Here is a 23,431-nt window from a genome sequence, read left to right as displayed (position 1 = left end):
TGGATGGCTCTATGATGGGCCTCGCCCAGCCAACAGGAAGTCAGCGCATGCCTTTACCTTCCATGAAAGAGCAGTTCGCTGCCTTGATCGGCACCGCGTCGGTCAGTTGCACCCAGCCCCATCTGGATCAATCCAATCGAGGGGTGATCGACTTGCTGGCGACCTGGCTCGCCGAGCTGGGTTTCAACTGCGATATCCAGCAGGTCAATCCGGGCAAGTTCAATTTGCTCGCCAGCTTTGGCAGCGGCCCCGGCGGGCTGGTACTGGCGGGGCATAGCGACACCGTGCCCTACGACGAAGCGCTGTGGCAGACCGATCCACTGAAGCTGACGGAAGTCGACAATCGCTGGGTAGGCCTTGGCAGTTGTGACATGAAAGGTTTTTTTGCGCTGGTGATCGAGGCTGTGCGTCCGCTGCTTGATCAGCCGTTCAAACAGCCACTGCTGATTTTGGTCACGTGCGACGAAGAAACGTCGATGGCAGGCGCCCGGGCATTGGTCGAAGCCGGACGTCCCCTCGGGCGCGCTGCCGTGATCGGGGAGCCTACCGGGCTCAAGCCGATCCGCATGCACAAGGGCGTGATGATGGAACGCATCGATATTCTGGGGCGCAGCGGCCATTCATCGGACCCTGACCTGGGCCACAGTGCGCTGGAAGCCATGCACGATGCCATCAGCGAGCTTAAAGGCCTGCGCCAGCAATGGCTCAACGAGTTTCGCAACCCGCAGTTCAGCGTGCCGCAACCGACCCTGAACTTTGGCTGCATTCACGGTGGCGACAATCCCAACCGGATTTGCGGTCAGTGTTCGCTGGAGTTTGACCTGCGGCCTTTACCGGGCATGAACCCGAACGAGCTGCGGGCAATCATTCGCAGCAAGCTGCAGCCTTTGGCGGAGCGGCATCAAGTGCAGATCGACTTCGCGCCGATTGCCGGTGGTGTGCCGCCATTTGAACAGGCTGCCGACGCTGAATTGGTGCGGGTAGCCGAGCGCCTCACCGGGCATCGCGCGCAAGCAGTGGCGTTTGGTACCGAAGCGCCTTATCTTCAGCAACTTGGCTGCGAAACCATAGTGCTGGGCCCCGGCGACATCGCCTGCGCCCATCAACCGGGAGAACACCTGGAAATGTCACGTTTGCAGCCGACAGTTCGTCTATTGAGTCAGCTGATCGGACACTATTGCCTGACCTAGCAAAAAGGTGGGGGCTGGCAAGCCAGTTTCTCGCCATTTCCATACACAAGGAGAACACGCGTGTTGCCAAGTATGTTTCGACGATAACCACCAGCCCGTTGTGCGTTCGCTGTTTTTGCCCTTTTCAGGCTGCTCATTTTTTTACAGGCTCTGGTTATGCACGATTACGTTAACTGGCTGCGTCATGCTTCCCCTTACATCAATGCTCACCGCGACTGCACATTCGTCGTCATGCTCCCCGGCGACGGTGTGGCGCATTCCAATTTTGGCAACATAGTTCATGACCTGGTGCTGTTGCACAGCCTGGGCGTGCGGCTGGTGCTGGTCCATGGCTCGCGCCCGCAAATCGAAAGCCGGCTTGAAGCCCGTGGCCTGGTGCCGCGTTACCACCAAGGCATGCGCATTACCGATGCGCCGACCCTGGAGTGTGTAATCGACGCCGTCGGCCAGCTGCGAATTGCCATTGAAGCGCGCCTGTCGATGGACATGGCCTCTTCGCCGATGCAGGGTTCACGCCTGCGGGTGGCGAGCGGCAACCTGGTCACGGCGCGCCCGATCGGTGTGCTCGAGGGTGTGGATTATCATCACACCGGCGAAGTGCGCCGGGTCGACCGCAAGGGCATCAACCGCCTGCTGGACGAGCGCTCGATCGTGCTGTTGTCACCGTTGGGCTACTCGCCGACAGGGGAGATTTTCAACCTGGCTTGCGAAGACGTCGCTACCCGCGCCGCTATCGACCTGGGGGCTGACAAGCTGCTGTTGTTCGGTGCCGAATCGGGCCTGCTCGACGAGACCGGGCATCTGGTCCGTGAGTTGCGTCCGCAACAGGTACCGGCGCACATGAAGCGTCTGGGTAGCGATTACCAGGCCGAACTGCTGGAGGCGGCTGCCGAGGCCTGCAGTGGCGGCGTGGCCCGTAGCCATATCGTCAGCTACGCCGAAGATGGCGCGTTGCTGACCGAACTGTTTACCCGTCACGGCGGCGGTACGCTGGTGGCCCAGGAACAATTCGAAGTGACCCGCGAAGCGGCGATTGAAGACGTGGGTGGTTTGCTCGACCTGATCAGCCCGCTGGAAGAGCAGGGCATTCTGGTACGCCGCTCGCGCGAAGTGCTGGAGCGCGAGATCGAGCAGTTCAGTGTGGTTGAGCGTGAAGGCATGATCATCGCCTGTGCGGCGCTGTATCAGATTGCCGATTCGGATGCGGGGGAGCTGGCGTGTCTGGCGGTGAATCCTGAGTATCGCCATGGCCGTCGTGGTGACGAGCTGCTGGAACGCATCGAAAACCGTGCCCGGGCCCAGGGGCTAAAAACCCTGTTCGTGCTGACCACCCGCACGGCCCACTGGTTCCGCGAGCGTGGCTTTGAGCCGAGCAGCGTCGAGCGACTGCCGGCAGCGCGTGCGTCGCTGTACAACTTTCAGCGTAATTCCAAGATATTCGAGAAGGCGCTGTAACCCGCGCTCCCTCACCCCGGCCCCGTCTCAAAGGACAGGGCCGGGTAAGGGCTTTTAGTTACTGATCGCCAGAATGCTCGCCTGATACGAGGCGACGAACAAATCAAAATCCCCGACTTCGTTCTGTTCCAGTTCGGTTTGCTGTACCAGCGAACTGCGGGCCTTTTCTTCGAATGCCGCCTGGTCTTCAGCACTCAGCGGCTCGTTACGGAAGAACTCGGCATGGGCCAGGCTTTGGCGCATCGAGAACTGGGAGAAGCTTTCCTTGTGCTCGATCATGCTGGCCAGGACTTTGGCTGAAGGCGTCAGTGACACGTCATTGACCTTCGCCAGCTGTTCGTCCAGCGCCTTGCTGTGGGCGTCGCCGCCATGGCTTGCATCGAGCAGTGCGGCCAGTGGCGCAATCTGTTCCAGCAGTTCTGCCGCCCATTCCTTCATGTCGACCGGCTGGCCATTGCGCTGCAATTGCAGGCCCGGACGGCGACCTTCCTTGACCACGCTGAGGAAGTTCGATGAGCAATCACTGCAGGTCGTAGTGTCGAATTGCGGGCTTTCCTGGAACGCGCAATACAGCAGGAACGCATCCAGAAAACGTGCTTCAGGCAAATCGATGCCCACGGGCAGGAACGGGTTGATGTCGAGCAAGCGCACTTCAACATACTGCACGCCACGGGACACCAGGGCCTGAATCGGCCGTTCGCCGGTGTAGGTCACGCGCTTGGGGCGGATGTTGGAGTAGTACTCGTTTTCGATTTGCAGGATGTTGGTATTGAGCTGCACCCATTCGCCATCTTTGTGGGTGCCGATCTCGACATAGGGCGCGTAAGGCGTGGCCACAGCTTTGCGCAGGCTGTCGGTGTAGCTGTTGAGGTCGTTGTAGCAGGGCGTCAGACCGGCCTGGGCGTTGCTCTGGTAACCCAGGTCGCTCATGCGCAGGCTGGTGGCGTAGGGCAGGTACAGCGTATCGGCATCCAGCTGTTCCAGCTGATGGGAACGGCCGCGCAGGAAACCCGCATCCAGCGCAGGGGAAGCGCCAAACAGGTACATCAGCAGCCAGTTGTAACGACGGAAATTACGAATCAACGCGATGTAGGCGTTGGACTGGTAGTCGCGATCGGTGCCAACAAAGCCTTCATCCTTCATCAGCACCGGCCACAGTGTTTCAGGCAGGGAGAAGTTGTAATGAATGCCGGCGATGCACTGCATGGTCTTGCCGTAACGCAGGGCCAGGCCCTTGCGGTACACATACTTGAGCTGTCCGATGTTGGAGGTGCCGTAGTAGGCAATCGGAATATCTTCTTCGGCCGGCAACGGGCACGGCATCGAAGGACTCCACAGGTACTCGTTGCCGAGTTTGCTGTAGGCAAAACGGTGAATCTTGTCGAGGCTGGCCAGCGTCTCTGCCGGATCAGGCAGGGCCGGGGTGATGAACTCCAGCAGCGACTCGGAATAGTCGGTGGTGATTTGATCGTTGGTCAGTGCCGAGCCCAGTTCTTCGGGGTGCGGGGTCTGCGCCAGGCGGGCATTGGCCGTAACGCGCAGGCATTCGCGCTCGATACCGTGCAGGCACTGCTCCAGCAGTGAGAGGTTAGCGCGCTCGCTGAGCAGAGCCAGGCGGCGGTTGAGAAGTTGGCTCAAGTTGGATTCCTTCACGCGTCAGTCGCCCCAATATGGGGGTGGTCAGGACGGTCTACAAGGGTGAAGTTGAAACTGGCGTTGTCGCCTGGCTTGTAATGTGTCGCCCGTCTTTGTTTCGGTCCCGGCGCTTCAAGCGAATTCCGGCACTGCATCAGGGCCTGTTGCCCCTTGCAGCGCCGAAATTAACTCAATTCACCTGCCGGCGGCTACAGGACGGCGAAGGTGCCTTGGGCTTTCGCCACCAGTTTGTCGCCTTGCAGCACGTCTGCCTCGACGACCAGGGTACGCCTTCCGGGGTGAATGACTTTGGCGATGCACAGTACTTCGCCTTCGGACACTGCCCGGATGTAGTTGATTTTGCACTCGATGGTCACGCTCTGCTGGTCAAAGCCATGGACGCTGGAACACGCCAGCCCCATGCTGATATCCACCAGGCTGAACAAAACCCCGCCGTGCAGTTTGCCGCCCCGGTTGCGCAGTTGCGGTTCCAGGCTTAGTGCAACCTGCGCAATACCGTCTTGCACCGACTGCACGCGGCAACCGATCAGCTCGCTGAAGGCGCTTTGGGTCAGGCCGTCGGGGAGCGTCATGGGCGTTTTTTCAACTGTTTGGCGTTGGCAAACAGCGATGCCATCGCGTTATTGGCCGGGGCCGCAGCCACGGTTTCCTTACGCGGCGCAGTGTTTTGCTGGCGCGGTGCCGAACCCGGACGCGCGCCACGAGCCCCGTCGATCTTCTCGCCGGGGGTGTCGCTCATGCGCATCGACAGACCCACGCGTTTACGTGGAATGTCGATTTCCATGACCTTGACCTTGACCACGTCACCGGCTTTTACGGCTTCACGCGGGTCCTTGATGAATTTCTCGGACAGGGCCGAAATATGCACCAGGCCGTCCTGATGGACGCCGATATCGACGAAGGCACCGAAGTTGGTCACGTTGGTCACCACGCCTTCCAGAATCATCCCCAGTTGCAGGTCCTTGAGGTCTTCGACGCCTTCCTGGAACTCGGCAGTCTTGAACTCGGGACGCGGATCGCGGCCAGGTTTCTCCAGCTCCTGGAGAATGTCGGTGACCGTCGGCAGGCCGAAGGTTTCGTCAGTGAATTTCTTCGGATCAAGACGCTTGAGAAAGCTCGCGTCGCCGATCAGCGAGCGAATGTCGCGCTCGGTGTCCGAGGCAATGCGCTTGACCAGCGGGTAGGCCTCGGGGTGAACCGCAGAAGCGTCCAGCGGGTTGTCGCCATTCATTACCCGCAGGAAACCGGCAGCCTGTTCGAAGGTTTTTTCGCCCAGACGGCTGACTTTTTTCAGTGCCGCGCGGGTTTTGAACGCGCCGTTTTCATCGCGATGGCTGACGATGTTTTGCGCCAGTGTGGCATTGAGCCCCGAGATGCGGGCCAGCAGCGCCACCGATGCGGTGTTCACGTCAACGCCCACGGCGTTTACGCAGTCTTCAACCACGGCGTCCAGGCCGCGTGCCAGCTTGAGCTGGGATACGTCGTGCTGGTACTGGCCGACACCGATGGATTTAGGATCGATTTTCACCAGCTCTGCCAGCGGATCCTGCAGGCGGCGGGCAATCGACACCGCGCCACGGATCGATACGTCGAGGTCGGGGAATTCCTTGGCGGCCAGTTCTGACGCCGAGTACACCGAAGCACCGGCTTCAGACACCATCACTTTGGTGACTTTCAGGGCCGGGTATTTTTTGATCAGGTCAATCACCAGCTTGTCGCTTTCGCGGCTGGCGGTACCGTTACCGATGGCGATCAGTTCGACCGAGTGCTTGGCGCACAGGGCGGCCATGACGGCGATGGTTTGATCCCACTTGTTGTGCGGCACGTGCGGGTACACGGTGGCGTATTCGAGCATTTTGCCGGTGGCATCGACCACGGCAATCTTGCAGCCGGTACGCAGGCCCGGGTCCAGACCCAGGGTTGCGCGCGGGCCGGCAGGTGCGGCCAGCAGCAAGTCATGCAGGTTGTGGGCGAACACGTTGATGGCTTCGGTTTCTGCCCCGTCGCGCAACTCACCCAGCAAGTCGGTTTCAAGGTGGGTGTAAAGCTTGACCTTCCAGGTCCAGCGCACCACTTCGCCCAGCCATTTGTCAGCCGGGCGGTTCTGGTTTTGCAGGCCGAAACGCTCGCTGATCATCATTTCGCCGGGGTGCATGGTGCCCGGCAGCTCTTCGCCGACTTTAAGCGAGGAGCTGAGAATGCCTTCGTTGCGGCCACGGAAAATCGCCAGCGCGCGGTGCGACGGCATGCTTTTGAGCGGCTCGTCGTGTTCGAAGTAATCGCGGAACTTGGCGCCTTCCTCTTCTTTGCCGGGAATCACCCGGGCGCTGAGGATCGCTTCCTGTTTCAGGAAACTGCGCAGTTTATCCAGCAGGCTGGCGTCTTCGGCGAAGCGCTCCATGAGGATGTACTTGGCGCCGTCGAGTGCTGCCTTGACGTCTGCCACGCCTTTTTCAGCATCGACAAAACGTGCTGCTTCGATTTCAGGGGTTTGTGTCGGGTCGTTGAACAGGCCGTCTGCCAGTTCACCCAGGCCCGCTTCCAGGGCGATCTGACCCTTGGTGCGGCGCTTCTGTTTGTACGGCAGGTACAGGTCTTCAAGGCGGGTCTTGGTCTCGGCGAGTTTGATGTCGCGGGCCAGTTCCGGGGTTAATTTGCCTTGTTCTTCGATGCTGGCGAGGATGCTGATACGCCGTTCGTCGAGTTCACGCAGGTAGCGCAGGCGTTCTTCCAGATGACGTAACTGGGTGTCATCCAGGCTGCCGGTCACTTCCTTACGGTAGCGGGAAATGAAGGGTACGGTGGAGCCTTCATCCAGAAGCGCGACGGCCGCTTCGACCTGCTGCGGGCGCACGCCAAGTTCTTCGGCGATGCGGCTGTTGATGCTGTCCATAAAACCACCTGACAAATTGTGAAGCAGGCTCGCATGCCCGGGTTTCTTGGCTTGCGAGGCTGGTTGAGCGACCTTAACGGGGCCGCTGCCTGGGCCAAAAGGGCGGCCTGTTGACCCGCGAAATCAGCACATTACGCCAGGACTTGAAAAAATAAATTCTGGCGCGATCTTTGAAAATCCAAGGTTGCCCGACACAAAAGGCGGCGCATTATAACCAGCGTTCCCGAATTCAGGGGGCTACGCTACGGCGCACATTGGTCTGCGTGCTGTTCGCGGAGGAAAAATCTGCTAACAATGCACTCCATGCGCATGACAGCAGCTAAGCCATAATGCGCGCCGAGATCACAGGAGCATCTAATGAGCAGCATTGCACAAGCGGCAGAAGGCGAAAAAATTCTCATCGTTGACGACGATCCGGGGCTGAGCAGCCTGCTGGAACGTTTCTTCGTCAGCAAGGGCTATCGCGCCCGCGCTGTGCCGAACGTGGAACAAATGGACCGTTTGCTGGCCCGCGAGGTATTCAACCTGGTGGTGCTGGACCTGATGCTGCCCGGTGAAGACGGGCTGTCCGCTTGCCGCCGCCTGCGTGCTGCGGGCAACCGTGTGCCGATCATCATGCTGACCGCCAAAGGTGACGAGCTGAGCCGCATCAAGGGCCTGGAACTGGGCGCGGACGATTATCTGGCCAAGCCGTTCAACCCTGACGAGCTGATGGCGCGGGTGCGTGCGGTATTGCGTCGTCAGGCAGCGCCGGTACCGGGTGCACCGGGCAGCGAAGACGAAAGCGTTACCTTCGGTGATTACGAGTTGTCGCTGGCAACCCGCGAGCTCAAGCGTGGCGATGAAGTTCACATGCTCACCACCGGCGAGTTCGCCGTGCTTAAAGCGCTGGTCATGCATGCCCGCGAGCCGTTGACCCGCGACAAGCTGATGAACCTGGCCCGTGGCCGTGAATGGGATGCCCTGGAGCGTTCCATCGACGTTCAGATTTCCCGCTTGCGCCGCATGATCGAACCTGACCCGTCCAAACCGCGCTATATCCAGACTGTCTGGGGCGTAGGCTATGTGTTCGTGCCGGACGGCAACGCGACCAAGTGACGGATCATTTGTAGGAGCGAGCCTTTCCGGTACCCGGATGCCCGAAGGCTCGCGATTCCAAATTTTGCGAGCCTCACAACTCGCTCCTGCAAAGTGTTAAGACGGCTGTCTATGAAAACCCCTCTGTGGTTCCCCCAAAGTTTTTTCTCCCGCACCCTGTGGCTTGTCCTCATTGTCGTACTGTTCTCCAAGGCCCTGACCCTGGTTTATCTGCTGATGAACGAAGACATGCTGGTCGACCGCCAGTACAGCCATGGCGTGGCTTTGACCCTGCGCGCTTATTGGGCAGCCGATGAAGAAAATCGCGAAAAAATTGCCGATGCGGCCGGTTTGATCCGGGTGGTCGGCGGTGGCGTACCTGAAGGCGAGCAGCACTGGCCGTACAGTGAGATTTATGAGCGCCAGATGCAGGCAGAGCTGGGTGCCGATACCGAAGTTCGCTTGCGCATGCATGCGCCGCCCGCGTTGTGGGTACGTGCCCCGAGCCTTGGCGATGGCTGGCTGAAAGTGCCGCTGTACCCGCATCCGTTACGCGGACAGAAAATCTGGAGTGTGCTGGGCTGGTTCCTGGCCATCGGCCTGTTATCGACGGCGTCGGCATGGATATTCGTCAGTCAGCTCAACCAGCCGCTCAAGCGTCTGGTTTATGCCGCCCGGCAACTGGGGCAGGGGCGCAGTGTACGGCTGCCGATCAGTGATACACCGAGCGAAATGACCGAGGTTTACAGCGCCTTCAATCAAATGGCAGAAGATGTGGAACAGGCTGGCCGTGAACGCGAGCTGATGCTCGCCGGGGTGTCCCACGACCTGCGAACGCCGTTGACCCGCTTGCGCCTGTCTCTGGAGCTGATGGGCAACCACAGCGACCTGTCCGACGACATGGTGCGCGACATTGAAGATATGGACGCGATTCTTGATCAGTTCCTGGCCTTTATCCGTGACGGGCGCGATGAGCCGGTCGAAGAGGTCGATTTGTGTGAACTGATTCGCGAAGTCGTGGCGCCTTACAACCAGAACGAACATCAAGTGAGTTTGCGCCTGCAGCCGATTCAGCCGTTTGCGCTGCGTCGGGTCTCGATGAAGCGCTTGCTCAATAACCTGATCGGCAATGCCTTGCACCATGCGGGGGATAATGTGGAAGTGGCCGCCTACGTCTCCGGCGACACCAGTGCGCCGTATGTGGTGCTGAGTGTGATGGACCGGGGGGCGGGCATCGACCCTTCAGAGCTTGAAGACATCTTCAATCCGTTTATCCGCGGTGACCGTGCGCGTGGCGGCAAGGGGACAGGTTTGGGCCTTGCCATCGTCAAGCGCATCGCCTCCATGCACGGCGGCAATGTTGAACTGCGTAACCGTGCCGGCGGAGGCCTTGAGGCCCGGGTGCGATTGCCGCTGGGCCTGATGTTGCCCAGAGGGGCGGTTTAAAGCCTTCGACCTGTCTGCAGGAGCGAGCTTGCTCGCGAGCTTCTAAACGCTCGCGAGCAAGCTCGCTCCTGCAGAGTTGTCAGGGGTGGCTGCTTTCAACCTTTCCCTTTGGTCCGGGTCATGTGCGGCGTGCTGTTTTTTTCCAGATGCTCAATGATGAGCCCGGCCACATCCTTGCCAGTGGTGGTTTCGATCCCCTCCAGCCCGGGCGAGGAATTCACCTCCAGCACCAGCGGGCCGTGGTTGGAGCGCAGGATATCGACCCCGGCCACACTCAACCCCATGACCTTGGCCGCACGAATGGCGGTCATGCGTTCTTGCGGGGTGATCTTGATCAGGCTGGCACTGCCTCCGCGGTGCAGGTTGGAGCGGAATTCACCGGGCTTGGCCTGGCGCTTCATGGCCGCAATCACCTTGTCACCCACCACGAAGCAGCGGATATCCGCACCGCCGGCTTCCTTGATGTACTCCTGCACCATGATGTTCTGTTTGAGGCCCATGAAAGCCTCGATCACAGACTCGGCCGCGGTGGCGGTTTCACACAACACCACGCCGATACCCTGGGTGCCTTCCAGGACCTTGATCACCAGCGGTGCACCATTGACCATCTCGATCAGGTCCGGAATATCATCCGGCGAGTGGGCAAAGCCTGTCACCGGCAAGCCCAGGCCGCGGCGCGACAACAGTTGCAGCGAGCGCAACTTGTCTCGCGAGCGGGCGATTGCCACCGATTCGTTGAGCGGGAAAACCCCCATCATTTCGAACTGGCGCAATACCGCGCAGCCATAAAACGTGACTGACGCACCAATGCGCGGGATCACCGCATCAAAGCCTTCCAGCGGCTTGCCGCGGTAATGGATCTGCGGCTTATGACTGGCAATGTTCATATAGGCGCGCAGGGTATCGATCACTACCATTTCATGGCCTCGTGCGATACCGGCTTCAACCAGACGACGAGTGGAATACAGACGCGGGTTACGCGACAGCACAGCGATCTTCATGCAACACCTGTGGCAGAGGTAGTAGTGACCGGAAACACCGGCTTGTCTTGTACGTATTTAAGCTCTGGATTGACCACCAACTGGCCGTCGATCAGCGCTTTTGAGCCCAGCAGCAAGCGGTAACGCATGGATTTGCGGCAGGCGAGGGTGAACTCCACCGACCACACCCGATCACCCAGTGCCAGGCCGGTGCGGATCACATAACGCACCTGGGTATGGCCGTTGGAGCTTTTAATGGTTTTTATCGCCACCAGCGGCGCTTCGCACCGGCGGTGGCGTAGTTGTACCAGCGTTCCCAAATGGGCATTGAAACGTACCCACTCGACACCATCACGCACAAACGGCTCGATTTCAGTGGCGTGCAGGCTGGAGGTACTGGCACCGGTGTCGATTTTCGCCCGCAGGCCCGCGACTCCCAGATCGGGAAGCGCCACCCACTCGCGCAGACCGACAACGGTCAAATGGTCAAAAGTCTTCAATATAAGTAACCGGCGATTAACGTATCCAGGCCGCAGGGCAGACCCTGCAGGTAAAACAATCGGCGAACGCCGATTCGAAAGCATAAAGTCGGTATTCACGCAGAATATCCGGTAAATGGCGACAGTTATCTGCGCGTACGCTGTGCTGTGTTTTCAGCACAGGTATTGCAGCAGACGGAATTCTATCGAGCGGGTTCCTTCTTTGGATCATCAAAAGACGTAGTACAGTTCCGAATATCTGGTGAAGGGGGTTCCAATGGCGCAGAAACAGGAAGAGGACGACAAGGTCCGTCTGGACAAGTGGCTATGGGCTGCACGTTTTTACAAGACCCGTGCATTGGCCAAGACCGCCATTGAGAGCGGCAAGGTGCACTGCCGTGGTGAGCGCTGCAAACCGAGCAAAGAGCCACGGATTGGCGACGAGCTGCAAATCCGTGTAGGGCTCGAAGAGCGTACTGTGGAGGTCAAAGCCTTGTCGGTGGTGCGCCGCGGCGCTCCTGAAGCGCAACTGCTGTACGCCGAAACCGGGCAGAGCATTGCCAAGCGCGAAAGCCTGGCAGCGATGCGAAAATCGGGGGCGATGGGCATTATCAGCGATGGTAAACCAACCAAGAAACAACGCCGCCAGTTGCATCAGTTTCATGATTCTGGCGCCGCGGATTAGCTCTGTGCCCTATATCAACCCTTGTGGGAGCCGGGCTCCCCCAAGGGCTGCCTGGCCGTCAATGGCTCACCGACCGTGCGTCGTGTCTGGCTAGCCGGGGGCTTGTAACCATTCATGTGTGACGCCATATAGGGCTATTAGCCTTAATATCTGCAGTCTGTTTACAGGCTCGAACACATTTAGTAACCACTTTTAGAATCTTATTCCTATGTCCGACTTAAACAAAACCGATGCCACCCAACGCTTCATGTTCGACACCTGTGATGCCCGCGGCGAGCTGGCTTCGCTGGAGCACAGTTACGCTGAAGTGCTGGCCAAACATAATTATCCGCTGCCGGTCCAGCAGTTGCTGGGTGAGCTGATGGCAGCGGCTGCGTTGCTGGTGGGCAACCAGAAAATCGATGGTCTTCTGAGCCTGCAGGCGCGCTCTGAAGGTCCGGTACCGCTGCTGATGATCGAGTGCACCAGCGACCGTGAAATTCGCGGTATTGCCCGTTTCGACGCCGAGCGGATTGCCCCGGATGCGACCCTTGCAGACCTGCTGCCCAACGGCGTACTGGCCATTACTATCGATCCGACCGTTGGCAAGCGTTACCAGGGCATTGTGGATCTGAACGGCGAAACCCTGGCGGACTGTTTCACCAACTACTTTGTCATGTCCGAGCAAGTGCCGACCCGCTTCTGGCTGGTCGCGGATGGCAAACGTGCCCGCGGCATGTTCCTGCAGCAACTACCGGCCGACAAAACCAAAGATGAAGATGAGCGCGTAGACAGCTGGAACACATTGCTGGCGCTGGGCGATACCCTCAAGGCTGAAGAATTGTTGAGTCTGGACAACGAAACCATCCTGCATCGCCTGTACCACGAAGAAACCGTGCGCCTGTTTGACGACGAAACCGTTGTTTTCAAATGCAGCTGCTCCCGTGAGCGCTCGGGCACTGCATTGACCAGCCTGGGTCTTGAAGATGCGCAGAATCTGGTCACCGAACATGGCGGCCATATCGAAATCGACTGCCAGTTCTGCAATGAGCGCTACCTGTTCGATGCTGCCGATGTGGACCAATTGTTCTCCGGTGCCGGTGTAAAGTCGCCTTCCGACACTCATCACTAAAACGTTTCAGCCCAGGTGAAACACCTGTCAAACCCCGTTCTTGCGCGGTTCTGACAGGTGGGCCCTACTTTTTTTGGGCATTTCTGGCATAATCCGCCCCACTTTTTTCGCGGTAGTAGTGCAAACTTTTCTACTACAAAACGTTTGGCGCACTCGGCCAATGGCCGACGGGGAACCTCATGACGCAAGCTAATAACGCCGTGTACACCGATCTGAGCATCGACGATCTGGTCAAAGAAGCCCTGAGCCGTGGTGAAGGCGAGCTTGCCGACAATGGCGCACTGGTAGTTAAAACAGGCCACCGTACAGGCCGTTCGCCAGCTGACCGCTTCATTGTTGAAGAGCCGACTACTCAGGCTGCCATTGCCTGGGGCGCGATCAACCGCAAGTTCCCGGCTGACAAGTTCGATGCTCTGTGGGACCGCGTCGAGGCGTTCAACAATGCGCAGGAACACTTCGTTTCCCACGTTCATGTAGGTGCTTCCGAAGACCACTACCTGGCCGTGAAGATGACCACCCAGACTGCCTGGCAGAACCTGTTCGGTCGTTGCCTGTTCATCAACCCGGCTCAGTACAACCCGGCCGGTCGTGAAGAATGGCAAGTGCTCAATGTGGCCAACTTCGAATGCGTGCCAGAGCGTGACGGCACCAACTCCGACGGTTGCGTGATCCTCAACTTCGCCCAGAAAAAAGTGCTGATCGCCGGTATGCGTTACGCCGGTGAAATGAAGAAAGCCATGTTCTCGGTACAGAACTTCCTGTTGCCGGCTGCCGACGTGCTGCCGATGCACTGCGCCGCCAACATCGGTGAAGCAGGCGACGTGACTCTGTTCTTCGGCCTGTCCGGTACCGGTAAAACCACCCTGTCCGCCGATGAAAGCCGTTACCTGATCGGTGACGACGAACACGGCTGGGGCGAAGGCGTGGTGTTCAACATCGAAGGCGGTTGCTATGCCAAGTGCATCGACCTGTCCGAGAAGAACGAGCCGGTTATCTGGAAAGCCATCAAGCACGGTGCGGTGCTGGAAAACGTTGTCATCGACGACGCCAAGCACCCTGACTATGCCGACGTCAGCCTGACCCAGAACAGCCGTGCAGCCTACCCGCTGGAGCACGTTGCCAAGCGTTCCGAGAAGAACCTGGGCGGCGAGCCAAACGCTGTGATCTTCCTGACCTGCGACCTGACTGGCGTACTGCCTCCGGTTTCGATCCTCAGCGAAGAGCAGGCGGCTTACCACTTCCTGTCCGGCTACACCGCACTGGTGGGCTCGACTGAAATGGGTTCGGGCAGCGGCATCAAGTCGACTTTCTCCACCTGCTTCGGCGCACCGTTCTTCCCGCGTCCGGCTGGCGAATACGCAGAGCTGCTGATCAAGCGCATCCGTGGCTTCGGCTCCAAGGTTTACCTGGTTAACACCGGCTGGACCGGCGGCGGCTACGGCGTTGGCAAGCGTTTCAACATCCCGACTACCCGCGGCGTGATTGCAGCGATCCAGAGCGGCGCTCTGATCGGTGCAGAAACCGAGCACCTGGACACCATCAACCTCGACGTGCCATTGACCGTACCGGGCGTTGACACCGAGCTGCTCAACCCGCGTAACACCTGGGCTGACAAAGCTGCCTACGACGAAGCTGCCAAAGCCCTGGCCGGCCTGTTCGTAGAGAACTTCAAGAAGTTCGACGTCAGCGACGCGATCAAGGCTGCCGGCCCTAAGCTGTAAGCTTGCGGTCAGCTGTTTGATCCACGAAAAAGCCGCCTGCAAGGGCGGCTTTTTTCTGCCTGGAATTTAGCCTTCCAGGGTGTGCGTGTCCCACTGCCCGCTGTTTATCGCCGCGTACAGCATGCCGATGGTCAGGGGCACTTTATTGCCCCGGCCCTTGGCATCGCGCTTGAAATGCGGATCGTTGCCTGCCGGCTGGAAATAGCGGTAGGCATCGTAGTCCGCCAGGTCCAGACCGAAGTGCTCCTCGAGGACTTCCATCAAATGCAGGGCGTCGCTGCCGTTACAGCCCAGGTCAAGGTTGATCGATGTCTTCAGGCTGACAGTCTTGTGTTCCGGCAGGCCGATTTCTTCATGCAGCAGTTGCACCAGCTCGCGCAAGGTCGGGTTATCAGGCAGGTCGGCGGCGAGTTTCATGGCGGCAGTCTCCGTATGGCAGTTTGGGCGAGATCGGCTTTGGGTGAGCAGCAAAATACCTCAAGACGGTACGCAGGCCCATGGGTCTTTAGCCAGTGGGCCGACGTCCTCACTTTACTGGCCGGGGGCGGGACGCGAAGCGGCCTCCAGATCCATCAAGCCTTGCCCGTAAGCTTCGCTGTTGGCATAGATGCCGCTGCGATTGGCCGTGCTGAGCAAGCGCTCGCGCAGCTGTTGCGGGGTCATCTGCGGGTAACGGCTTTGCAGGGCTGCCAGGGCGCCGCTGACCAGCGCCGCGGCAGGAGAGGTTCCGATAGTCGGTCCATAGCTGCCGTCCTCGCGTGTGGTGAGCAAGCCATCCCCGCTGTCGCCCCCGGGTACTGCAATACACCAGCGTGCTGCCAGACCGCAGTAGTTGGATTTCTGGTTGATGGCAGTGCCGTCGCTCTTGAGGGCCATTACCGCAATCCAGCCGGGTTCCAGTTCGGGGTACAGCGCGGGCAGGCCCGGTTCGGCGAGGGGTTCGCGCTTGACTTCATTACCGGTGGAAAACACCAAGACGGCGCCGTCCGCCACCAGCTTTTTGGCAGCCGCCAGGGAGTCGCCCATCAGGCGTTCATAAACAATGGCTTCATTGGTGTTGGCTTCAATCGGGTTGGCCCATGAGTTGCTGATGATTTGTGCGCCCTTGTCATGGCTGAGTTGCCACGCCCGGGCAATTTCAGTGTCGAAATAGAACGGCTCCTTGTCGTCGCCAAAGCGCATGGGGATCAGTTGGGCGTTGAAGGCAATGCCATGCATGCCTTTGTCGTCTTTGTTGGCGGCGATAATGCCGGCCATTTGTGTGCCGTGGCCCTTGATGTCGACGGTGCCCGGTTGCTTGCGCACAAAGTCATGGCCGGGGTCGGCAATACGCCCCCGGAACTCGGAAAGGGTGTCGTTCATGCCCGAGTCAATCAAGGCAACCTTGACGTTCTGGCCGGTGCCGCCCCGGGCATAGAGCGTCGAGGCCTTGACCACCGGCAGGGCTTTCTGTGCGAGGTATTCAGTTGTTTCAAAGACGCTTGTGTCCAGTTCCGGCGGTGCGGGCGCTGGTGTGACGCAGCCCAGAAGGAGCACGGGCAGGACGAGCAGAGTGGTGCGTTGTAGCATGGAAACCGATGCTTTATTCCGGTGATGGGGTAACGCCTCAGGCATGGGTGGGTCCTTTTGTAGATAAATTCCATGGTTAATACCCGTGGTGTCGCTGCGTGCGGCAGGTCGGGTCAGGCGTGTTAATGTCTGTGGTTTTGTCCAGGCGTGCAGGTTTTCTCTGTATCAATTTGTGGCGTCAAGCCTGCTGCCTTTTCTCGATCGACTGCACGGCTCGGGTTAGAGTTTTGCGCTTTGCAGCGGTCAATGGAGTGACAGTTATGCACAACACCCTGGAACAGGTTTTCGGTTATCCACAGTTTCGTGACGGGCAAGAGGCGGCGATCAGTGCCGTGCTGGCCGGGCGTTCTGCGGCCGCGATTTTTCCGACGGGCTCGGGCAAGTCGCTGTGCTACCAGCTGCCGGCCTTGCTGCTGCCGCACCTGACGCTGGTGGTGTCGCCGCTGCTGGCGCTGATGCAGGACCAGTTGGCGTTTTTACAGCGCCATGGCATTGCCGCCGCCAGCATTGATTCGGCGCAAAGCCGTGATGACGCCAGTGCGGTCATGGCCCGGGCCAAAGCGGGCGAATTGAAGATCCTGATGATTTCGGTTGAGCGCCTGAAGAACGAGCGTTTTCGCAATTTTTTGCAGCAGGTGCCGATTTCGTTACTGGTTGTGGACGAGGCCCACTGTATATCCGAGTGGGGGCATAACTTTCGCCCGGACTACTTGAAGCTGCCGGACTACCAGCGTCAGTTCAACATCCCGCAAGCCTTGCTGCTCACGGCAACGGCCACGCCCAACGTGATTACCGACATGCAGAGCAAATTCGCGATCGCCGAGGCGGATGTGATCACCACCGGTTTCTATCGCGCCAACCTCAACCTGTGGGTCGAGCCGGTCACCGGGGCCGCCAAGCGCCAGCGCCTGGTGCAATGGATGGGCGAGCGCAGCGGCCAGCCGAGCATTGTCTACGTCACCCTGCAAAAGACTGCGGAGCAGATCGCCGCGCATCTGAACCAGAACGGCATCAGCGCCAACGCTTATCACGCCGGTTTGCCCCACGATCAGCGCGAGGGCATTCAACGTCAGTTCATGGGCGGGCAATTGAATTGCATCGTGGCCACCATCGCCTTTGGCATGGGCATCGATAAAAGCGACATCCGCAACGTAGTGCATTTCGACTTGCCCAAGTCGATCGAAAACTACAGTCAGGAAATCGGTCGCGCCGGGCGTGATGGCCAGCCATCGGACTGCCTGGTTCTGGCCAATCGTGACAGTCTCAACGTGCTGGAAAATTTTGTGTACGGCGACACCCCCGAATTGCAGGGCATCCGCTGTGTGCTTGAAGAACTGCGTGCAGCCATCCCCGAAGGGCAGTGGGAATTCTTGCTGGGGCCCTTGGCCGATCAGAGCAATATTCGTCAGCTTCCGCTCAAGACCCTGCTGGTGCAGCTGGAATTGCGTGGCCTGATTGCTCCGCGCTATGCGTATTTTGCCGAGTACCGTTTCAAGTTCCTGATTGAGCCGGATGCACTGCTGGCCAGATTCGAGGGTGAGCGCCAGCAGTTTGTCTCGGCCATTATCCAGACCTCCAGTCGTGCCCGGACCTGGGCCACGGTCAATTTCGACACCCTGTACAGCCAGCATCAGGCTGACCGTAACCGGGTGGTCAAAGCGCTGGATTATTTCCAGGAAAAGGGCTGGATCGAGCTTGAAAGCAAACAGATGACCGAGGTTTACAGCCTGTTGCTGACAGAGTTTGACGTCGAGGCGCTGAGCCTGGAGCTGCATGAGTACTTCACAGCCCATGAGCGTGGCGAGATTGTGCGCATTCACGCCATGTTGGCATTGTTCGCCAGTGACACCTGCCTGAGCTATCGCCTGGCGCACTACTTCGGTGACGGGCAGGCACCTCAACAATGCGGGCATTGCTCGGTGTGTGCCGGGCAGGTCGCGCGCTTGCCTGAACCCCCCGCGCTGGCGCCGCTTGTGGATAAAAACTTTGAAGCGCTGTGCGCTGCTTTTATCCACAGGCATCAGGAATTCACCGCAAGTTATCCCCCGCCGGAACGCCTGACCCGGTTTTTATGCGGGATCAGCGTGCCGTTGTTTACCAAAATGAAAGCCCGGGGGATTGCCGGGTTTGCGGCATTGGAAAACTACCCCTATGCCGAGGTGCGGGAATGGGCCGCACAACATCAAGGCCCAGAATCATTGTAGGAGCGAGCTGTCGGCGGTTGAAAGAGCTCGCGAGCAAGCTCGCTCCTACAGGCAACCTCGCTCCGTCAGCCCAACAGCTCGCGCAATACCCGGGTGAAGTCGCGGCAGCTGGCTTCTTCATCGGCGTGATGGCCGTCGCGGACCACCCACTGGCCATTCACCAGTACGTCGCGCACCTGGCGGTCGCCACCGGCAAACAACCAGCGATTGAGAATGGCGTCGTCCTGGGCAGTGGCCAGGTACGGGTCTTTGCCGTCGAGTACCAGCCAGTCTGCGCGCTGGCCTACGGCCAGACCTGCTACCGGCTGGCCCATCGCCTGGGCGCCGCCAGCCAGGGCCGCGTCGTACAGTGTGCGCCCGACCATGGGCTGATCGCTGCGATACAGCCGGTTGCGGCGTTGGTCACGCAAGCGCTGGCCGTATTCCAGCCAGCGCAACTCTTCGACCACACTCAATGACACGTGGCTGTCCGAGCCAATCCCCAGGCGACCGCCCCGGGCCAGGTAATCCACCGCCGGAAAGATCCCGTCACCCAGGTTGGCTTCAGTGGTCAGGCACAAACCAGCCACCGCTTTGCTTTGTGCCATCAGACGTACTTCATCCGCATCGGCATGGGTGGCGTGTACCAGGCACCAGCGCTGGTCAACCTCGACGTTGTCATACAGCCACTGGATAGGGCGCTTGCCGCTCCAGACCAGGCAGTCGTCGACTTCCTTTTGCTGCTCGGCGATATGGATATGCACCGGGCAGGTGGTGTCGCTGGCAGCCAGTACATCGTGGATCTGTTGCGGGGTCACGGCGCGCAACGAGTGGAAACACAGGCCCAGGTTCTGGGCCGGTTGTTGTGCCAGCAGCGGCTTTAACTGTTGCTGAAGTTGCAGGTATTGCTCGGTGCTGTTGATAAAGCGTCGCTGACCCTCATTGGGCGCCTGGCCGCCGAAACCGGCGTGGCTGTACAGCACAGGGAGCAGGGTCAGGCCAATCCCGCTCGAACGGGCCGCTTCGCTGATGCGCAGTGCCAGCTCTGCCGGGTTGGCATAGGGCTGGCCCGTGAGGTCATGGTGAACGTAATGAAACTCGGCAACCGAGGTGTAGCCGGCCTTGAGCATTTCTATATACAGCTGCCGGGCAATGACGCCGAGCTGTTCGGGGCTGATTTTGCCGACCAGCCGATACATCAGGTCGCGCCAGGTCCAGAAACTGTCATCGGGATTGCCCGCGACTTCGGCCAGCCCGGCCATGGCGCGCTGGAACGCGTGCGAGTGCAGGTTCGGCATGCCCGGCAGCAGCGGGCCACTCAAGCGTTCGGCGCCTTGGGCGTCGGCATTGGCCTGGATGCGGGTCAGGCGGCCATCGGCACCCACCTCGATTCGGACATTGGTCGCCCAGCCTGTAGGTAACAGCGCACGCTCGGCAAAGAAGACGGACATTGGTTCGGCATCCCATGGTTTGTTATTTGTATATACATATACAGACGTTTGCCTGCTCGGTAAACTCCGGCAATCTAAGCCCCTAACTCATAAACAAGGATTGCCTGTGTCGACTCCGCCTGTCGTGTCCCCGCTGGCCGCCCACATGGGCGATAGCCCGGCCCCGCTATACGCCCGTGTAAAGCAGATGATCACCCAGCAAATCCAGAGCGGGAACTGGCCTCCGCATTACCGCGTGCCCTCTGAAAGCGAACTGGTCAGCCAGTTGGGCTTCAGCCGCATGACCATCAACCGTGCGCTGCGTGAAATGACCGCCGACGGCCTGCTGGTGCGCATGCAAGGTGTCGGCACCTTTGTCGCCGAGCCCAAAACCCAGTCGGCCTTGTTTGAAGTGAATAACATTGCCGATGAAATCGCCGCTCGCGGGCACCGGCACTCCTGCAAGGTGATCAGCCTGGGTGAAGAGCTTGCCGGTTCAGAGCGCGCGGCCGTGCTCGACATGCGTGAAGGGCAGAAGGTGTTTCACTCATTGATCGTGCATTACGAAAACGAAATTGCCGTGCAAATTGAGGACCGTTTCGTCAATGCCCAGGTGGCGCCGGACTACTTGAAGCAAGACTTCACTTTGCAAACGCCCTACGCCTACCTGTCCCAGGTCGCACCCCTGACCGAGGGTGAGCACATTGTCGAAGCGATTCTGGCTGACTCCCAAGAGTGCAAACTGCTGCAAATCGAACCCGGCGAACCCTGCTTGCTGATCCGCCGCCGCACCTGGTCCGGGCGTCAGCCTGTTACCGCCGCCCGGTTGATCCACCCCGGTTCCCGCCATCGCCTGGAAGGACGCTTCAGTAAATGAATGAATTGAAAGTTTTACGCGCTGTTGATTACCCGCGCATGCCGTGGAAGAACGGCGGCGGCAGCACCGAAGAAATTACCCGTGACGCCGGCGAAGGCCTTGAAGGTTTCGGCTGGCGCCTGTCGATTGCCGATATTGGTGAGTCGGGCGGATTTTCCCGCTTCGATGGCTATCAGCGAATTATCAGCGTGCTGCAAGGCGCGGGCATGAACCTGCAGGTCGATGGCGCCAGCACCCGGGCCCTGTTGCCGTTCGATGCCTATGCATTCAAAGGTGACAGCGCGGTCAGTTGCACCTTGATTGACGGACCAATCCGCGACTTCAACCTGATCTACGCCCCGGATCGTTACAGTGCGCGCCTGCAGTGGCTGGACGCGGTAACACCGCAGCGTTTCTTCAGCTCGGCCCGGACCCTGCTGGTTTTCGCTGTCGATGAGCAAGTCCATGTCTGCCCGGGTAACACTCAGCAGCAGCATCTGGGGCGTTATGACTGCCTGCAGCTGAACGACAACAGTGAACTGCTGGAAATCACGGTAACCGGCCGCTGCTGTGTGATTGAGTTGAGCGGGATCTAAGCCGCACATACACCTCTGTAGGAGCGAGCTTGCTCGCGAGCTCTTGAATGCGGCCACCAAGAGCTCGCTCCTGCAAGGTTTGAGTCATTGCTGCGCCCCATCTTGTTACCGAACGCCCCAAAAAGACGCAAAACCCCCGCTTCAGTAACATCCCTGCGCTTTGCCCTTTACTCCCTGCAAAAAATCCTTCATCCCTCATCGCCTTGATTTTCGTGCCTTGCAGCTTCGAATACTTAAATTTCACGGGCTGATATCGCACCTTGGCCGCTTACTTGCATATGCTTGTATGTACAAGTACATAAGTGTGCGTCGACCCTCTTGTCCCCGACGCATCTGCCCATCGCTGAGGAGTTACCCGTGACTTCAACTACCCCTAAATCGCCAGCTGCGTTTACCCGTCATCGTGATGGTGAAATCCGCGCCGCCCGCGGTACCCAGCTCACTGCCAAAAGCTGGATGACCGAAGCTCCGCTGCGGATGTTGATGAACAACCTCGACCCGCAAGTGGCCGAGAACCCGACCGAACTGGTGGTATATGGCGGTATTGGGCGTGCAGCGCGTAACTGGGAGTGCTACGACAAAATCGTCGAAAGCCTGACCAACCTCAACGACGACGAAACCCTGCTGGTGCAGTCGGGCAAGCCGGTCGGCGTGTTCAAGACCCACAGCAACGCGCCGCGGGTACTGATCGCCAACTCCAACCTGGTACCGCACTGGGCCACCTGGGAACACTTCAACGAACTCGACGCCAAAGGCCTGGCCATGTACGGCCAGATGACCGCCGGCAGCTGGATCTACATCGGCAGCCAGGGCATCGTGCAAGGCACCTACGAAACCTTCGTCGAAGCCGGCCGTCAGCATTACAACGGCAGCCTTAAAGGCAAGTGGGTACTGACCGCAGGCCTGGGCGGCATGGGTGGTGCGCAGCCACTGGCCGCGACCCTGGCGGGTGCCTGCTCGTTGAACATCGAATGCCAGCAGAGCCGCATCGACTTCCGTCTGGCCACCCGCTATGTCGACGAGCAAGCCCTCGACCTGGACGACGCCTTGGTCCGTATTGCGAAATACACCGCTGAAGGCAAGGCCATCTCCATAGCCCTGTGCGGGAATGCTGCCGAACTGCTGCCCGAAATGGTCCGTCGTGGTGTACGCCCGGACATGGTCACCGACCAGACCAGCGCCCACGATCCGCTCAATGGCTACCTGCCAAAAGGCTGGACCTGGGAACAGTACCGCGACCGCGCCGTGACCGATCCGGCTGCCGTGGTCAAAGCCGCCAAGGCTTCGATGGGCGAACACGTTGAAGCCATGCTGGCGTTCCAGAAGGCTGGCATTCCAACCTTCGACTACGGCAACAACATTCGTCAAATGGCCAAAGAAGTCGGCGTTGAAAACGCCTTCGACTTCCCGGGATTCGTACCGGCCTATATACGTCCACTGTTCTGCCGCGGTGTAGGCCCGTTCCGTTGGGTTGCTCTGTCTGGCGATGCAGAAGACATCTACAAGACCGATGCCAAGGTCAAAGAGCTGATCGCCGACGACGCGCATCTGCATAACTGGCTGGACATGGCACGCGAACGCATCAGCTTCCAGGGTCTGCCGGCGCGTATCTGCTGGGTTGGCCTGGGCCAGCGCGCCAAGCTGGGCCTGGCGTTCAACGAAATGGTGCGTAGCGGCGAGCTGAAAGCGCCGATCGTGATCGGCCGCGATCACCTGGACTCCGGTTCAGTGTCGAGCCCGAACCGCGAAACCGAATCGATGAAAGATGGCTCGGATGCCGTATCCGACTGGCCACTGCTCAACGCCTTGCTCAACACCGCCAGTGGCGCGACCTGGGTGTCCCTGCACCACGGCGGCGGCGTAGGCATGGGCTTCTCGCAGCACTCGGGCATGGTGATTGTGTGTGATGGCACCGACGAAGCAGCTGAGCGCATTGCCCGCGTGTTGCACAACGACCCGGCCACCGGCGTGATGCGCCATGCCGATGCCGGCTACGACATCGCCATCGACTGCGCCAACGAACAGGGCCTGAACCTGCCGATGATCAACGGCTGATCCGGCTGGCAGCAAAAAATGTGGGCGCTGGCTTGCCAGCGATCAGAGC

The 23,431-nt window shown here is 59.5% G+C and carries 19 protein-coding genes; 11 read left to right on the top strand and 8 right to left on the bottom strand.

Annotated features, from left to right (window positions below):
* The first annotated feature begins 47 nt into the window (after positions 1-47).
* Both argE and argA read left to right on the top strand, forming a co-directional pair.
* Complete coding sequence (gene argE, locus B195_RS21425; RefSeq protein WP_003438651.1) at positions 48-1,190, top strand: acetylornithine deacetylase; 1,143 nt, start codon at positions 48-50, stop codon at positions 1,188-1,190.
* Between the two features lie 156 nt (positions 1,191-1,346).
* The gene (gene argA / locus B195_RS21420) at positions 1,347-2,645 is read left to right on the top strand and encodes an amino-acid N-acetyltransferase (protein WP_003438654.1); all 1,299 of its coding nucleotides are present in this window, start codon (positions 1,347-1,349) and stop codon (positions 2,643-2,645) included.
* A gap of 54 nt (positions 2,646-2,699) precedes the next feature.
* Here argA and gshA read toward each other — a convergent pair whose 3' ends face one another.
* From gshA to B195_RS21405, 3 genes are all read right to left on the bottom strand, one after another.
* On the bottom strand, positions 2,700-4,283 hold the full coding sequence (gene gshA, locus B195_RS21415) for a glutamate--cysteine ligase (protein ID WP_003438657.1): 1,584 nt from the start codon (positions 4,281-4,283) through the stop codon (positions 2,700-2,702).
* Positions 4,284-4,489: 206 nt separating this feature from the next.
* On the bottom strand, positions 4,490-4,873 hold the full coding sequence (locus B195_RS21410; protein ID WP_003438660.1) for a PaaI family thioesterase: 384 nt from the start codon (positions 4,871-4,873) through the stop codon (positions 4,490-4,492).
* Complete coding sequence (locus B195_RS21405; RefSeq protein WP_003438664.1) at positions 4,870-7,194, bottom strand: Tex family protein; 2,325 nt, start codon at positions 7,192-7,194, stop codon at positions 4,870-4,872. The genes B195_RS21410 and B195_RS21405 overlap by 4 nt, the downstream gene beginning before the upstream one ends.
* Positions 7,195-7,551: 357 nt before the next feature.
* On the opposite strand from B195_RS21405, the gene ompR reads away from it, so the two are divergent.
* Positions 7,552-8,292: a two-component system response regulator OmpR gene (ompR, locus tag B195_RS21400; RefSeq protein WP_003438667.1), complete on the top strand. Its 741-nt coding sequence runs from the start codon at positions 7,552-7,554 to the stop codon at positions 8,290-8,292.
* A gap of 111 nt (positions 8,293-8,403) precedes the next feature.
* Entirely contained in the window at positions 8,404-9,717 is a 1,314-nt protein-coding gene (locus B195_RS21395) for an ATP-binding protein (protein WP_003438670.1), read from the top strand.
* Between the two features lie 95 nt (positions 9,718-9,812).
* Here B195_RS21395 and rimK read toward each other — a convergent pair whose 3' ends face one another.
* Both rimK and B195_RS21385 read right to left on the bottom strand, forming a co-directional pair.
* Positions 9,813-10,718: a 30S ribosomal protein S6--L-glutamate ligase gene (rimK, locus tag B195_RS21390; RefSeq protein WP_003438671.1), complete on the bottom strand. Its 906-nt coding sequence runs from the start codon at positions 10,716-10,718 to the stop codon at positions 9,813-9,815.
* Entirely contained in the window at positions 10,715-11,197 is a 483-nt protein-coding gene (locus B195_RS21385; protein WP_003438674.1) for an ATP-dependent zinc protease, read from the bottom strand. Before B195_RS21385 ends, rimK begins: the two co-directional genes overlap by 4 nt.
* 256 nt (positions 11,198-11,453) lie before the next feature.
* On the opposite strand from B195_RS21385, the gene B195_RS21380 reads away from it, so the two are divergent.
* From B195_RS21380 to B195_RS21365, 3 genes are all read left to right on the top strand, one after another.
* Positions 11,454-11,861, top strand: coding sequence for an RNA-binding S4 domain-containing protein (locus B195_RS21380; RefSeq protein ID WP_003438678.1), 408 nt, complete (start codon positions 11,454-11,456; stop codon positions 11,859-11,861).
* Between the two features lie 208 nt (positions 11,862-12,069).
* Positions 12,070-12,972: an Hsp33 family molecular chaperone HslO gene (hslO, locus tag B195_RS21375; RefSeq protein WP_003438680.1), complete on the top strand. Its 903-nt coding sequence runs from the start codon at positions 12,070-12,072 to the stop codon at positions 12,970-12,972.
* 179 nt (positions 12,973-13,151) lie between these two features.
* The gene (locus tag B195_RS21365; protein WP_003438681.1) at positions 13,152-14,693 is read left to right on the top strand and encodes a phosphoenolpyruvate carboxykinase; all 1,542 of its coding nucleotides are present in this window, start codon (positions 13,152-13,154) and stop codon (positions 14,691-14,693) included.
* Between the two features lie 66 nt (positions 14,694-14,759).
* Here B195_RS21365 and B195_RS21360 read toward each other — a convergent pair whose 3' ends face one another.
* On the bottom strand, positions 14,760-15,110 hold the full coding sequence (locus B195_RS21360) for a DUF1493 family protein (RefSeq protein ID WP_003438683.1): 351 nt from the start codon (positions 15,108-15,110) through the stop codon (positions 14,760-14,762).
* 114 nt (positions 15,111-15,224) lie between these two features.
* Positions 15,225-16,262: a S8 family peptidase gene (locus B195_RS21355; protein WP_003438685.1), complete on the bottom strand. Its 1,038-nt coding sequence runs from the start codon at positions 16,260-16,262 to the stop codon at positions 15,225-15,227.
* A 260-nt stretch (positions 16,263-16,522) separates the two neighbouring features.
* On the opposite strand from B195_RS21355, the gene B195_RS21350 reads away from it, so the two are divergent.
* Complete coding sequence (locus B195_RS21350; protein ID WP_003438686.1) at positions 16,523-18,466, top strand: ATP-dependent DNA helicase RecQ; 1,944 nt, start codon at positions 16,523-16,525, stop codon at positions 18,464-18,466.
* Positions 18,467-18,531: 65 nt separating this feature from the next.
* Here B195_RS21350 and B195_RS21345 read toward each other — a convergent pair whose 3' ends face one another.
* Positions 18,532-19,896: a formimidoylglutamate deiminase gene (locus B195_RS21345; RefSeq protein ID WP_003438687.1), complete on the bottom strand. Its 1,365-nt coding sequence runs from the start codon at positions 19,894-19,896 to the stop codon at positions 18,532-18,534.
* 145 nt (positions 19,897-20,041) lie between these two features.
* Between B195_RS21345 and hutC the strand changes: the two genes are divergently transcribed.
* The 3 genes from hutC to hutU all read left to right on the top strand — a co-directional run bounded on the left by hutC (position 20,042) and on the right by hutU (position 23,382).
* Positions 20,042-20,752, top strand: coding sequence for a histidine utilization repressor (gene hutC, locus B195_RS21340; protein WP_165439545.1), 711 nt, complete (start codon positions 20,042-20,044; stop codon positions 20,750-20,752).
* On the top strand, positions 20,749-21,327 hold the full coding sequence (locus B195_RS21335) for a HutD family protein (RefSeq protein ID WP_003438691.1): 579 nt from the start codon (positions 20,749-20,751) through the stop codon (positions 21,325-21,327). Before hutC ends, B195_RS21335 begins: the two co-directional genes overlap by 4 nt.
* A gap of 357 nt (positions 21,328-21,684) precedes the next feature.
* A complete protein-coding gene (hutU, locus tag B195_RS21330) occupies positions 21,685-23,382 on the top strand; it encodes a urocanate hydratase (protein ID WP_003438693.1) in 1,698 nt (565 codons plus the stop codon).
* The last annotated feature ends 49 nt before the right edge of the window (positions 23,383-23,431 follow it).

The organism is Pseudomonas sp. Lz4W (genome assembly GCF_000346225.2).
GTDB lineage: Bacteria > Pseudomonadota > Gammaproteobacteria > Pseudomonadales > Pseudomonadaceae > Aquipseudomonas > Aquipseudomonas paraversuta.
The sequence above is the reverse complement of the archived record's forward strand: the minus strand, read 5'-3'. Positions and strand labels throughout refer to the sequence as shown.

Bases quoted from the DNA above. Each gene is read 5' to 3' on its own strand.
- B195_RS21365 (WP_003438681.1), top strand. From the start codon at position 13,152: ATGACGCAAGCTAATAACGCCGTGTACACCGATCTGAGCATCGACGAT.
- B195_RS21350 (WP_003438686.1), top strand. From the start codon at position 16,523: ATGCACAACACCCTGGAACAGGTTTTCGGTTATCCACAGTTTCGTGAC.
- hutC (WP_165439545.1), top strand. From the start codon at position 20,042: ATGGGCGATAGCCCGGCCCCGCTATACGCCCGTGTAAAGCAGATGATC.
- B195_RS21380 (WP_003438678.1), top strand. From the start codon at position 11,454: ATGGCGCAGAAACAGGAAGAGGACGACAAGGTCCGTCTGGACAAGTGG.
- B195_RS21410 (WP_003438660.1), bottom strand. From the start codon at position 4,873: ATGACGCTCCCCGACGGCCTGACCCAAAGCGCCTTCAGCGAGCTGATC.
- B195_RS21345 (WP_003438687.1), bottom strand. From the start codon at position 19,896: ATGTCCGTCTTCTTTGCCGAGCGTGCGCTGTTACCTACAGGCTGGGCG.
- ompR (WP_003438667.1), top strand. From the start codon at position 7,552: ATGAGCAGCATTGCACAAGCGGCAGAAGGCGAAAAAATTCTCATCGTT.
- argE (WP_003438651.1), top strand. From the start codon at position 48: ATGCCTTTACCTTCCATGAAAGAGCAGTTCGCTGCCTTGATCGGCACC.
- argA (WP_003438654.1), top strand. From the start codon at position 1,347: ATGCACGATTACGTTAACTGGCTGCGTCATGCTTCCCCTTACATCAAT.
- hslO (WP_003438680.1), top strand. From the start codon at position 12,070: ATGTCCGACTTAAACAAAACCGATGCCACCCAACGCTTCATGTTCGAC.
- B195_RS21335 (WP_003438691.1), top strand. From the start codon at position 20,749: ATGAATGAATTGAAAGTTTTACGCGCTGTTGATTACCCGCGCATGCCG.
- rimK (WP_003438671.1), bottom strand. From the start codon at position 10,718: ATGAAGATCGCTGTGCTGTCGCGTAACCCGCGTCTGTATTCCACTCGT.
- B195_RS21360 (WP_003438683.1), bottom strand. From the start codon at position 15,110: ATGAAACTCGCCGCCGACCTGCCTGATAACCCGACCTTGCGCGAGCTG.
- B195_RS21355 (WP_003438685.1), bottom strand. From the start codon at position 16,262: ATGCTACAACGCACCACTCTGCTCGTCCTGCCCGTGCTCCTTCTGGGC.
- B195_RS21395 (WP_003438670.1), top strand. From the start codon at position 8,404: ATGAAAACCCCTCTGTGGTTCCCCCAAAGTTTTTTCTCCCGCACCCTG.
- B195_RS21405 (WP_003438664.1), bottom strand. From the start codon at position 7,194: ATGGACAGCATCAACAGCCGCATCGCCGAAGAACTTGGCGTGCGCCCG.